Below are 12,414 nucleotides of genomic sequence, written 5' to 3'. Positions count from 1 at the left end.
ACCTTAAAAAGCTAATTTTTTAACCATTAAGTTTATTTAGATTTCATAAAATAAATAAGTTTGTGAAAACATCATTCTCGTTAATTGTAGCATATCGAGTCGATTTGTGAAATAATTTTCAATAAAAAATCATGAACATTTCATCTGCCCTATCAGAATCTCACTAATTAATGGTAGAATAGTTTCACAATAGAAAGGTAGCTGATACGACATGTTATTACAGGTTCAGCAAGTAACACGCAGGTTCGGCGCGGATACTCTTTTTGACAATGTCAGTTTAGATGTTCCTGAACACGGCCGAGTAGCACTCGTCGGCCGAAATGGTGCAGGCAAGTCAACCTTGATTCGAATGATCACGGGCATTGACGCACCAGATGAGGGTCAGATCATCTATAAGAAAGGCATGACCATTGGGTATTTAGCCCAAGATACCGGTCTTGACTCCAATAAATCAATCTGGGAAGAAATGGCCAGTGTCTTCCAAGATCTTCAGGATCAAGAAAAAGAATTGCACCGTTTAGAGGAACGGATGAGTGATCCTGAGGTTATTAATGATAAACAAGAATTTGAACAGCTCTCGAAAACCTACGACCAGCGGCAAACGGCTTTCAAAAATAATAATGGTTATGGTTATCGTGCGGAAATTCGCGGCGTACTTCACGGTTTTGAATTTGGTGAGGCAGATTATGGCCGCTCAATCAACGAGCTTTCTGGCGGTCAAAAAACCCAGTTAGCATTAGCCAAACTACTGCTGGAAAAACGTGATCTGTTAGTTTTAGATGAACCTACCAATCATCTGGACGTTGAAACATTGACCTGGCTTGAAGGCTATATTCAATCCTACAAAGGTGCGTTACTGATTGTTTCCCATGACCGCTATTTCTTAGATCGATTGGTCTCGGAAGTTTACGAAATGTCCATGGGAACCGTCACACATTTTCACGGCAATTATTCCGCCTACGTGACACAAAAAGCAGCCCAGCTGCAGCGGCAATGGAAAGAATATGACAAACAGCAGCACAAAATCTCCCAATTAGAGGATTTTGTTAATCGAAATATCGTTCGAGCATCAACCACCAAACGGGCACAGGCCAGACGTAAGCAGCTTCAAAAGATGGATCGCATGGAACGACCAGAATCAGACGATAAGGTGGCTCACTTTGCCTTTACTCCTCACCGTCAAAGCGGCAATATCGTCTTAACGGTAAAAGATCTGGCAGTGGGCTATGATCCAAATAAAATATTAGCCCAACCGGTGAATATTGATGTTAAAAAACACCAGGCCATTGCTATTGTGGGTCCTAACGGAGTGGGTAAATCAACGCTTTTAAAAACCATTTTAGGCAAAATTCCAGCGTTGGCCGGCAGCGTAACTTTTGGAACGGGTGTCGATACGGGCTACTACGACCAAGAGCAAAAATCACTGCACAGCAACAAAACCGTACTGGCTGAACTTTGGGATGATCACCCCACAACACCAGAAAAAGATATTCGGACAATTCTCGGTAGCTTTTTATTCACCGGTGAAGACGTGGATAAGATGGTCCACAGTCTAAGTGGTGGTGAAAAAGCCCGGCTGCTGTTAACCAAACTCGCAATGAAACACGATAACTTTTTAATTTTAGATGAACCCACTAACCACTTGGACATCGATAGTCGACAAGTTCTAGAAAATACTTTGAATGACTTTGATGGTACCATTTTGTTCGTGTCACATGACCGTTATTTCATTAATCAGGTGGCAACTTCGGTGGTTGAATTATCAGCTAAGGGCTCCGAACTTTTTCTTGGTGATTACGACTACTTTATCGAAAAGAAACAGGAACAGGCCGCCATCGCGGAGAAGAAACAGGAAGAAGCGGTTGAAAAAGATCCTAGTCTTGCTGTAAAGCCAGTCAGTCTAAAAAAGCAAAATTATCAGCAATCTAAGGAACGCCAGAAACAAGAACGCAAACTGACCCGTCAGGTTGAAAGCTTAGAAAAGCAGCTCACTGATTTAACCGATCAGAAGGATCAAGTCGAGGCTACTATGACTAAACCTGAAATTTTTACCGATCAAGCCAAAATGGCCGAACTTCAAACCCAGTTAGAAGAACTCAACCGTCAAATTGAGGCAACCGAAAATAGTTGGGAAGAAGCATCATTAGCCTTAGAAGACTTGTCTGATTAACACAGACACACAAAAACAGATTTCCCCAAAAAGGAAATCTGTTTTTTATTTTGCCTTAATTTTGCTTCGACGCAATCCAATCAAATTCCAAGCTCGGATCTGCATTCAAAGTCATGTCACCAAACTGTTTTAGCTGATAGCCAACATAGCCAAACGCCCCAATCATTGCGGCGTTATCACCGCAAAGCTTAAGGGGTGCTTTAATAAAATCAACGTTTTCAAAGGCTTTCAGCTCTGAATCTAAGCGTTCACGCAACCCCTGATTAGCAGCAACACCGCCAGCTAAGATCAATTGCTTTACTGGATAGGCATCTAAAGCCCGAATTGTTTTATCTGCTAATACATCCACCACAGCCTGCTGGAAGCTAGCCGCTAAGTCCTCTCGGCTCAAGGTTTCACCAATTTGGTCCGCGTGGTGAACGGTATTGATAAACGCACTCTTCAAACCGCTAAAGCTGAAATCAAACGATTCGGAATCGTCCATTGCTCGGGGGAAGTTAAAGGTGTCCTTCCCTAAATGAGCTAACCGATCTACTTCTTTACCTGCCGGATAGTTGATTCCCAGTACCCGGCCAATTTTATCGTAAGCCTCACCAGCTGCATCGTCGCGGGTTTCACCAATAATTTCAAATTGACCCGGTTCTGCCAAATAAACTAACTCGGTGTGACCGCCAGAAACCAGCAAAGCTAAAGCTGGGAACTCGATTGGCTTCACATAACGAGCAGCATAAATATGTCCAGCCATATGGTTGACTGGTATTAACGGCAAATCATGAGCGTAAGCAACTGTTTTAGCTGCGGTGACGCCAATTAACAGCGCACCAACCAGTCCGGGTCCGTATGTAACAGCAACTGCCGACAGATCATCATAGGTTACTGAGGCTTCAGACATGGCTAAATCAATACAGTCAGTAATTTGTTCAATGTGATGACGGCTGGCAACTTCGGGGACAACACCGCCAAACCGCTGATGACTCTTAATTTGAGTGGCAACGATGTTGGAAAGAATTTTTTCACCATTCTCGATCACCGCAACACTGGTTTCATCACAACTTGACTCGAAGGCCAAGATTAAATTCCGTTCCACGTTCAATTCTCTCCCTTCGTGCCTGACACGCTAAGTTTCATTAAAATAGCATCTTCATCCGGATGGGTATAATACGCTTTACGCACATTAATGGGGGTAAAGCCGATCCGCTGATAGAGATGCCGAGCTGCTACATTCGATTTTCTAACTTCCAAAAACACCTGTGTATTGGCTTCCAATGATGCAATCAAGGCATTAATCAGTTTCAATGCCCGACCCTGCCGCTGGTATGCTGGATCCACTGCCACACCAGTAATATCCACCTGATCTAGTACCTTAACAGCGCCAACGTAACCAATTAATTGATCATCATCATAAATCACCGCATACAGCCGGTGTGCTGCAACCATATCCGCTTGAAACTCTTGTAATTTCCAGCCCGTTCCAGCTGGGTAAGCGCGTTTTGCTATGCGTGCACAAGCTTCAACCAATGGTACCAACTTCGATTTAGTAACCACTTGTATTTTAAGCTTCGACATTTTCGGAATCTCCAATTGTGATCACCATGTCAACCGCATCTTCGTGGTCACCAAAGTAATAGCCCTTTTTGATACCAGCCTTTTCAAAACCAAGGTCTTGGTACAGCGCCTGTGCCCGAACGTTACTCAAGCGAACTTCCAGGGAAACCTGCTTCAGCTCCAGCTGACGTGCCTTCTTAATCATCACTGCAATTAAAAAATGCCCCAGCCCACGATTTTGATAATCTGGTACCACCGCAATGTTGGTAATGTGGGCATCGCTTTTGGTATCGTTAAACGTGCAGCCAATAAAGGCCAGCAAACGGTCATGCCGCCGCAAAACTAAGTATAGCCGGTCGGTTTCATGCCGAAGCTCACTGGCAAACGCCGCAGAATCCCACGGTGTTTTACCGCCGTATACTGCCCGCTCAATCCCCAGCATTTCTGGAATATCAGTAAATTGCGCCTTAGCTAAAAAATAAGCAACGTTTTGAATATGAACTTCGTGATTTTTAATATCTAAAATATCTTGATACTTGGTATCCTGAATTTGAAACAGTTGTCGGAACCAGTGATTAAACTTTTTCAACATAGTCGCTACTATCCTCTTCCGGGTGCTGCTTTTGCCAATCGGCTTCCGCCTTCGTTAGCCGCAAATACCGCGGCACAAAACCATTAACGTCGCTTACAGGAGCCTTACGTTCGCCAAGCCGGCCCAGCTGCACCGCGCTTGGAAGACTCAGTTCAGTTGGATAATGAATAAAGTTTGCTTCTAGCGCCGTTTTCAAACGTTCCGTAAATGCGTCAAGATCACCTAATACTACGATGGGTTCTGCTAACGCTTTGATTTGTGGTAATAATTTTTCGAAAGCGATGTGCTGATCTTCAATCACCGAAACCGGCACCCCGTTTTCAATCCGGTAAGCACCAGCAAAAACATTGTCATTTCGACCATCAAACATGACTGCTACTAACTGTGTTTCGCTGATAACGTTGGCAGCAATGGTCGCCAAACTCGAAACGCCCACTAGTTCAATATTCAATGTATCAGCCAACGTTTTAGCCGTGGTTACGCCAATTCTCAAGCCCGTGTACGAACCAGGACCATCCGCTACGATCACCCGGTCCAAATCTGCCGGTTTTAATTTGGCCGTAGCCATGGCATCTTGAATGATTGGTAATAGTTGCGTGCCATGCTTTTTAGTTGTTGTCACTGTAGTTGTCGTTAAAACCTGGTCATCTGACATCACCGCTACACTTAGCGTTTGATTAGACGTGTCTAGTGCCAGTACTTTCATATCGTTTCAATACCTCTTTTTCTGATTCTCCAGCCATCATCATACACCCAAGCCTATTTATCTGCCACCTAAGCTTGATCAGAGTGATTAATGATTGGTTCCCAGTGAAATTCTGCTTCAGTAGCAACGTCACCGTTTTCCATGGTAATGCGGTGCTTCGTCACGATTGACTCGGGCACATCGGTCATCAAGGTTGCTTCGCTGGTCACCATATGATGGTACTGAACCTCATTTTCAAAGCGAATGTTAATTCCCGTTAAATTATGCCGGGTGAGAAAGCTCATTGGTAAAGCATCTAACAGCCAGTCAAAGTAGCGCGAGTTATTGACGTGACCGTTACCATCAATATCAAAATAACGAACCCGATATTGTTTTGTCATCAACTGATCATCGTCTGCCAACCGTTTTGGGCGCGACAAACGGGGAATCATTTTGACTTCTTCAGAGTTAAACGGTGCAATAATTTCGTTTGGAATCGTGACAATCTTACGGGTATCATGGTTCATCGTTACCCAAATACTTTCAACGTGAACACATTCCTGGCCCGCACTATCGTGAACCCAGAACTCCCGAAAAGCAAAGTAACGGTTATAACAGGTCGCCTGAGTCGATACTTCAATGGTTTCGCCCTGCTTTGGCAGTCGGGTAATGTCAATTTTGTACTGGGTGACTACCCAACCGATACCTAGTTTAGCCACCGTTTCCGCACCGACACCCAATGAAACTGTCTGGTCTTCCGATGCCAAAATAATCATGTTAATCAGCATGGCTGGTGTCACGGTATTCGTGACATCCGTTTCGTAAAAGGTGATTTGATGTTTTTCTGAAAAAATATTTGCGCCCATTCGGATTTCCCCTAATTCTTTTTAGTTCTGATTAAGATGGTGATAAATTTGATAAACTTCCTGTTTCTTTAATTGTCGCAAATGTGCGACCTGCTTAATCGCATCATTCGGTCTTAATCCGGTTTCAATGAGGTGATCAACGTGGTCCTCAATGCTGAGGCCACTATAATCAGGCTCCTGCTCTGCTTCTTCACCCTTAGGATTACCACTAACAATCACAACAAACTCACCACGAACTCGGTCGGACTGAGTTGCCCATTCCAGCATTTCTGTTAAGGAACCACGCAAAAACTGTTCGTGTTTTTTGGTAAGCTCGCGGCAAAGCGATGCCTGACGGTCACCGCCATACACATCTACTAGATGCTGTAATGTTTTTGCCAATCGATGCGGCGCCTCATAAAAAATCTGACTCTCTGAGCGGTCCTTCAACGCTTCTAGTTCAGCCACTTGAAGCTTAGGTTTACGGTCCAAAAAGCCATAGAAATAGAACGGTTGCGGTTCCAGCCCTGATGCAATCAGTGCCGTTAACGCAGCATTAGCACCTGGTAATGGTACAACCGGAATAGCTGCCTCAATACAAGCAACCACTAATTCGTGTCCCGGATCACTGATTGATGGCATTCCAGCATCACTGACTTGAGCGAGATTTTCTCCTGCCTGCAGTTTAGTAATCAACTGCGGGATTCGCTCCTGCGTATTATGTTCGTGAAAACTAATCTGCGGCGTCTCAATTTCAAAATGGTTTAGCAGCTTCTGCGTATTTCGCGTATCTTCTGCTGCAATCAAATCAACTTGTTTTAAAACATCAACACTGCGAAAAGTCATATCACCAAGATTACCAATTGGGGTCGGCACTAAATATAGCGTGCCTGTTTTATTCTCTTTTGAAAAACTTAATTGCGATTGCAAGCTGTTCCTCCTAATTACCGTTCACCATAAATAACATCTAAACAAAAAGCACAGGGTTCATTGTTTTCCCGTCGCTTACCATATTCAAAATTGCAGACGTGAAACCCTTCCTCATATAATTTTTCCAGGTTCTGCCGTGACTTTGACAGTTGGGGCTCAGCACTATTACCGTTTATGTTTTCATTGTGATCAGAACGCAAAACTTCGCGCAAATGCTGATTCTCAATTTTCAATTCAGCATTCTGCTCTAACGTTTTGGTTACTTCATCTTGAACGTGCTCAAACTTCGAGATCATTTCCAGCATTTCAGCCTGTAAGTTTTTCAACTCTTCATAAACATCCCGCTTTGCCAAGATTGCACCCTCTTTAATTATTCAATATGTAAAGAATGTTCTGCTTAATAGGAACATTCGCGGTTATCAGACATTTTGTTTCATATCAGCCAAGATCTGCAGCGTCAAGGTCTCTAGAATACTCTGAATATTCATGTTCCCTGCCAGTGCCTTCTTGGTATCCAGTACAGCTGTCAAAATTTTTAATAACTGATTTCTAGTTAACGATTGGGTCATTTTAGCCATCGTTGTCTGCAGTTCTGGGAACCCCGATTGGGCTGCATCCGATAAATACTTTGTCTGCAGCGTATCTTGCCAAAGCAGTATGATGGCATCTAAAATCACGGCTTGATGATCCCGGTCATGAGCTAGTGGCATTAACCCAGTTTGAACGGTGACAAACGCCATGTCATCGTGCTTAGCAAGCTGGCTAAACCAGCGACTTAATTCATGCTGACAGTTGGCTAGCCAATCATCGGCAACCAGTTGTTTGGCCTCATCAAGGCTATTGGTCAGACCATCTAATAACGGAATCTGATTTTCGGAAATCTGGTGCTGCCGTAAAGTTTCAGCAAACGCCTTGGCAGTTAATGCCGGAAATTCAACAATTTGAGTTCTTGAGAGAATGGTAGCTAACATCATACTCTTATTAGTGGTTAATAAAAAAATGACCCGATTAGCAACGGGTTCTTCAATGAATTTCAATAGCCCGTTTGCCGCGTTGGTGGTCAGCGTCTCAGCGCCTTCAATAATAAAGACTTTAGTTGAACCTTCCACCGGACTTTTAGCAAATTCATCCTTAATATAACGGACTTGATCAACTTTAATTCGCTGTCCATCAGGCTCTACTGTCACTACGTCGGGGTTATCACCAGCCAAAATTCGGCCGCATTCCGCACAATGACCGCAAGGCATACCATCAGCATCGGGATTCTGACAAAACAACCTCATAGCAACCACTTGTGCAACTGCCCGCTTGCCGCAACCTGGTAAACCAGAAAACAGGTAGGCGTGGCTCAGCTGGTTTGTCGTTACAAGGTGAATAAAATGCTGCAACAATTGCGGCTGTTTGCTTTCAGCTTGTTCAATTAAGTTCTGTTCTGCCACGACCTGCCTCCACTAAAATTAAAATTGATGAAATTGCTCAATTGGTAAGACAAATACGGTTGCACCGCCGACTTCAACTTCAACTGGATAACCTGAAGTGCTGTCCATTTGAGCATCAATACTAACGGGCGGGGTCATGAATTGCTGGCGGGTTCTGGAAGTCTCGTGAATCAAATCAAGTACTTCTTGAACGCGCTTATCTTCAATTCCAATCATATAGGTCGTGTTGCCGGACTTCAAGAAACCACCGGTCGTTGATAACCGTGTTGCACCGATACCCGCCTTCACAAATTCACTGCGGAGACGATTAGCATCTTTATCCTGCACGATTGCAATCACTAGTTTCATATTCAATCCCTCTTTCTATTGACGTTGCTTCATTTTATCAGTAATCAAAGTCATTGCCTGATCAATCACGTCTGCCACTGGCTGTGTGGCATCAATCGTCACGATTCGTTCTGGGAATCTTTCTGCCAGTCTCAGGTAGGCGGCTCGAACCCGCTTGTGAAAACTAAGTGCCTCTGCATCCAGCCGATCGACGTTTTTACGGTGTGCTTTAATCCGTGCCAAGCCAACCTCAGACGGCACGTCAACGTAAATTGTCAGATCAGGAGTAAGCCCTTCAGTAGCAAACTGGTTCATTTGATAGACTTCATCCTCACCAATCTGACGGCCAGCACCCTGATAAGCTACTGAACTGTCAACAAACCGGTCGCACAAAACAACCTTGTCAGCCGCCAAAGCGGGCCGAATTGTTTCTTGAATAAGCTGGCGCCGTGAGGCAGCGTACAGCAACGCTTCGGTCCGCACATCCATTTGGGTATTCTTCGGATCCAAAATGATGTTTCGAATTGCTTCTGAAATCTGATTACCACCAGGTTCACGGGTAACCAGAATGTCAGTCCGCTTTGCCGCTTTAAAACGTTCTGTAATAGCGCTTAAAACCGTTGTTTTACCGGCACCGTCGGGTCCTTCAAATGAAATAAATAATCCTGCCAAGTTGGTTACCTCGATTACAATTAATAATGGGACCACGCGGTAAAATACCGTGCCAACGCGGCCATTTTTCAAGCTGATACGACACTAGCAATTGTACTTGATTAGCGCTGTGGAATCAAGCGCTTAGCCAAGTGCTCACCGGATTCAAAGCCATAAAAAAGCCGCACAATTTACCGCTTTAAAAGCGATAACTGTACGGCACCTTATCTAATGATCAAAAACGGACGCCTGAATATGGTCTCCGCGTACTTTCCGTAACCGGGCTTCACGGTATAAGAAGAGGTACTTTTGCCTAGCTAATGCGGTCTGTGCAGTAATTTCTTCATCCACATCCGCAACAGCAAGTTCAGTCTGTTTGGCCTGATCCCATTCTTCTTTAGCACGTTCGATCGTCATTAACAATTGCTCATCAAACTGCTGTCTAATGTGTTGCTTACGCGCACCAAACAAGTTGTCACTTCCTTACTTACATTTCGGTTCGGCCTTCAACCGCCTTGTACAGTGTCATTTCATCAGCATACTCAATATCTGATCCAACTGAAAGGCCGTGGGCCAAACGAGTTACCTTAATTCCAGCAGGCTTGATCAGCCGGGAAAGATACATTGCAGTCGCTTCACCCTCTGGTGTGGCGTTGGTTGCCACAATAACTTCTTTAACGTCTTTATTAGTTTGCAGCCGTTTCAACAGGCTGGACATATTCAAGTCCTCTGGGCCCTTGCCCTCAATGGGCGACAGAACACCATTTAAAACGTGGTATAGGCCGTGATACTCTTTCATTTTCTCCATGGTCATAATGTCTTTAGCCTGTTCAACAACCAGGATTTGACTCTGATCACGGGTTTTATCACGACAGATATCACACGGATCATTCTCAGTTATATTACCGCAGATTGAACAAAAATGCAGATCCCGCTTTGCCGAAATCAACGATTTAGCAAATCGAGTTACATCATCACTGTCCATATCAATGGTGTAAAACGCCAATCGTGTGGCAGTTTTTTGTCCAATTCCTGGCAGCTTCATATAACTATCAATTAGTTGTGCAATCGGTTCTGGATATTGCATTGCTGCCATTCACTCCCTTAATTCTACATCCCCGGAATATTGTTGGTGTACTTACCCAAGGTCTGCTTACCCTCTTCATCAATTTGCTTCAACGCAGAGTTAACCGCTGCTAAAACCAAATCACTCAGCATATCCGGATCATCTGGATCAATTGCTTTTGGGTCAATGGAAAGGTCAGTCATTTCCCTTTTTCCAGTGAAGGTTGCTTTCACCATTTCATCGGGAGAAACCCCGACATAAGTCTTGGCCTCCATCACTTTTTGTTCTTCGGCCAACTTTTTTTCCATCTTTTTCATTTGCTTCATCATGTTGCCCATGTTACCCATTCCGCGCATCATAGTGTTTTTACCATCCTCTGTAAGTTATTTTGCTTAATCGGCTTTAACGTCAATAATATCATTCCCAAAAAGTTCCTTCGCCTTATCAACCACCGGTTCGTCTTTGGACTGTGCTTCACCGGTACTTGCCTGACCATCATCTTGGGATGAAGAGTCAGCCTCTTGATTATCCTGACCAGTTACTTGGTGCTGTTCCAAATAAGTCTTACGAATCTGCGGCCACTGATCAGTAGGCACAAAGACTAGTTTTGGCACCTTATGCGTCAATCGATCTAAGCCGTTTTCCAGTGCGTCATTTAACTCCTGATCAGCATTGGCTCGCTGCTGCAAAAACGCGTAGTCAAAGGCAATAATTGCGCCATCAGGACTGGCAGCAACCGGTTTTGAAACGCCCATGATTGAGCGCTGCGGAATTGATAAAATGTTCATCAAATCCGGCCAAACCTCTTGCAAGGCTGACAGATCCTGTCGCGTAGCTGCCCCCAAAATTGGGTAAACCTGACTCAGATTGACCTGGGTCCGCTTAGGTTTAGCGACTGTCTTCATCACTGCTGGCCGTTTGCTAGGCGTCGAACCGGCTGCCGGTATTTTTTGCAGCTCAGCCACCGTTTTTTTCAAACTGCTGACCTCAGCTTCCAGTCGGTCAATAACGGTATTATCCACCTGAGCTGTCGCACCAGATTGCACAGGTTGTGCCTGTCGTCCCGCCAGCCGCACCGTGAGGACTTCCAGATACACGTCTTCGTGAGTTGTAAACCGCATTTGCTGCTGAATATCATTTAAATCATCAATAATGTCATATAGCTGCTGCGGTTTTATTTCAGTTGCCAGCTGTTTAAAATCAGAATCGACCTGATCCATTTCAATTTGGGTCACAAGTTCTGGCGACTGCTGATACAGCAACAGATCTCGGGTTAAATTCACCAGATCCTCCGTAAACCGTTCCGGATCCTTACCCTCGTCTAAAATCTCTTGAACCGTCATCAGCGCTTTTTGCGTCTCCTGATGAGTGACTTGGGTTAAATACGTCACTAATAACTGCTTGCGAACCGCACCGGTAACCAGCAACGCATTATCCAAAGTGACCTTATCATCACCGAAGGAAATGACCTGATCCAAGATACTGAGTGCATCCCGCATACCGCCTTCAGAAGCTTTGGCAATCACTTTAAGGGCTTCATCATCGTAAGAAAGATCCTTTTCTTTTAGAATATAAGCCATCCGTGACAGACTATCTTTAGCTTGAATCTGCTTAAAATCAAACCGTTGAGTCCGTGAAATAATGGTAGCTGGAATCTTGTGAGGTTCAGTGGTAGCTAAGATAAATATCACGTTAGCCGGTGGCTCTTCCAAGGTTTTTAACAACGCGTTGAAGGCGCCCGTGGAAAGCATATGAACTTCATCAATGATATAAACTTTATAATCGGCTTCGGTCGGTGCGTACTTGACCTTATCACGAATATCTCTGATCTCTTCCACCCCGTTATTGGAGGCAGCATCGATTTCAATCACATCATTCATTGTTCCCTTAGTAATTGCTTTGCAGGTTTCGCATTGATTGCAGGGTTCACCATCTTCTTGATGCCTGCAGTTCACCGCCTTGGCGAATATTTTTGCCATCGAGGTCTTACCTGTTCCCCGCGGCCCGGCGAACAGGTAGGCATGACTAATTTGTTTAGTTTTAACGGCGTTTTTCAGAGTTTGGGTAATCAGTTTCTGCCCGATCACTTCGTCAAAGCGCTGTGGCCGCCACACCCGGTATAAGGCTTGGTAACTCATGACTATTTCCCTCGATTCTCTTTGGT

15 protein-coding genes are annotated in these 12,414 nt (G+C 44.4%); 1 reads left to right on the top strand and 14 read right to left on the bottom strand.

Going from position 1 to position 12,414, the window contains the following annotated elements:
- Positions 1-211 precede the first annotated feature (211 nt).
- Positions 212-2,170 carry an ABC transporter ATP-binding protein gene (locus JUE95_RS04725; RefSeq protein WP_203649563.1) on the top strand — a complete coding sequence of 653 codons (1,959 nt, stop codon included), beginning with the start codon at positions 212-214 and terminating at the stop codon, positions 2,168-2,170.
- Positions 2,171-2,225: 55 nt separating this feature from the next.
- Here JUE95_RS04725 and tsaD read toward each other — a convergent pair whose 3' ends face one another.
- The 14 genes from tsaD to dnaX all read right to left on the bottom strand — a co-directional run bounded on the left by tsaD (position 2,226) and on the right by dnaX (position 12,388).
- Positions 2,226-3,263: a tRNA (adenosine(37)-N6)-threonylcarbamoyltransferase complex transferase subunit TsaD gene (gene tsaD, locus JUE95_RS04720; protein ID WP_203649561.1), complete on the bottom strand. Its 1,038-nt coding sequence runs from the start codon at positions 3,261-3,263 to the stop codon at positions 2,226-2,228.
- Entirely contained in the window at positions 3,260-3,736 is a 477-nt protein-coding gene (gene rimI / locus JUE95_RS04715) for a ribosomal protein S18-alanine N-acetyltransferase (RefSeq protein ID WP_203649559.1), read from the bottom strand. The genes tsaD and rimI (JUE95_RS04715) overlap by 4 nt, the downstream gene beginning before the upstream one ends.
- Complete coding sequence (rimI, locus tag JUE95_RS04710) at positions 3,723-4,307, bottom strand: ribosomal protein S18-alanine N-acetyltransferase (RefSeq protein ID WP_203649557.1); 585 nt, start codon at positions 4,305-4,307, stop codon at positions 3,723-3,725. The genes rimI (JUE95_RS04715) and rimI (JUE95_RS04710) overlap by 14 nt, the downstream gene beginning before the upstream one ends.
- On the bottom strand, positions 4,291-5,013 hold the full coding sequence (gene tsaB / locus JUE95_RS04705) for a tRNA (adenosine(37)-N6)-threonylcarbamoyltransferase complex dimerization subunit type 1 TsaB (protein ID WP_203649556.1): 723 nt from the start codon (positions 5,011-5,013) through the stop codon (positions 4,291-4,293). The genes rimI (JUE95_RS04710) and tsaB overlap by 17 nt, the downstream gene beginning before the upstream one ends.
- 68 nt (positions 5,014-5,081) lie before the next feature.
- The gene (locus JUE95_RS04700) at positions 5,082-5,858 is read right to left on the bottom strand and encodes an acyl-[acyl-carrier-protein] thioesterase (RefSeq protein ID WP_203649554.1); all 777 of its coding nucleotides are present in this window, start codon (positions 5,856-5,858) and stop codon (positions 5,082-5,084) included.
- Positions 5,859-5,879: 21 nt separating this feature from the next.
- Entirely contained in the window at positions 5,880-6,767 is an 888-nt protein-coding gene (gene rsmI, locus JUE95_RS04695) for a 16S rRNA (cytidine(1402)-2'-O)-methyltransferase (RefSeq protein ID WP_203649552.1), read from the bottom strand.
- Between the two features lie 14 nt (positions 6,768-6,781).
- Positions 6,782-7,120 (bottom strand): DNA replication initiation control protein YabA, encoded by a 339-nt coding sequence (locus JUE95_RS04690; RefSeq protein WP_203649550.1) that lies wholly within the window; start codon positions 7,118-7,120, stop codon positions 6,782-6,784.
- 66 nt (positions 7,121-7,186) lie between these two features.
- Positions 7,187-8,206: a DNA polymerase III subunit delta' gene (holB, locus tag JUE95_RS04685; protein ID WP_203649548.1), complete on the bottom strand. Its 1,020-nt coding sequence runs from the start codon at positions 8,204-8,206 to the stop codon at positions 7,187-7,189.
- 18 nt (positions 8,207-8,224) lie between these two features.
- The gene (darA, locus tag JUE95_RS04680) at positions 8,225-8,554 is read right to left on the bottom strand and encodes a cyclic di-AMP receptor DarA (protein WP_203649546.1); all 330 of its coding nucleotides are present in this window, start codon (positions 8,552-8,554) and stop codon (positions 8,225-8,227) included.
- Between the two features lie 15 nt (positions 8,555-8,569).
- The gene (gene tmk / locus JUE95_RS04675) at positions 8,570-9,205 is read right to left on the bottom strand and encodes a dTMP kinase (RefSeq protein ID WP_203649545.1); all 636 of its coding nucleotides are present in this window, start codon (positions 9,203-9,205) and stop codon (positions 8,570-8,572) included.
- A gap of 207 nt (positions 9,206-9,412) precedes the next feature.
- Complete coding sequence (locus tag JUE95_RS04670) at positions 9,413-9,655, bottom strand: YaaL family protein (protein ID WP_203649543.1); 243 nt, start codon at positions 9,653-9,655, stop codon at positions 9,413-9,415.
- Between the two features lie 16 nt (positions 9,656-9,671).
- Entirely contained in the window at positions 9,672-10,271 is a 600-nt protein-coding gene (gene recR / locus JUE95_RS04665) for a recombination mediator RecR (protein WP_203649541.1), read from the bottom strand.
- Positions 10,272-10,294: 23 nt separating this feature from the next.
- Positions 10,295-10,609 carry a YbaB/EbfC family nucleoid-associated protein gene (locus tag JUE95_RS04660; protein WP_203649539.1) on the bottom strand — a complete coding sequence of 105 codons (315 nt, stop codon included), beginning with the start codon at positions 10,607-10,609 and terminating at the stop codon, positions 10,295-10,297.
- 33 nt (positions 10,610-10,642) lie between these two features.
- Positions 10,643-12,388, bottom strand: coding sequence for a DNA polymerase III subunit gamma/tau (gene dnaX, locus JUE95_RS04655; protein WP_203649537.1), 1,746 nt, complete (start codon positions 12,386-12,388; stop codon positions 10,643-10,645).
- Between the last annotated feature and the right edge of the window lie 26 nt (positions 12,389-12,414).

The organism is Secundilactobacillus yichangensis (genome assembly GCF_016861565.1).
GTDB classification, from domain to species: domain Bacteria; phylum Bacillota; class Bacilli; order Lactobacillales; family Lactobacillaceae; genus Secundilactobacillus; species Secundilactobacillus yichangensis.
The sequence above is the reverse complement of the archived record's forward strand: the minus strand, read 5'-3'. Positions and strand labels throughout refer to the sequence as shown.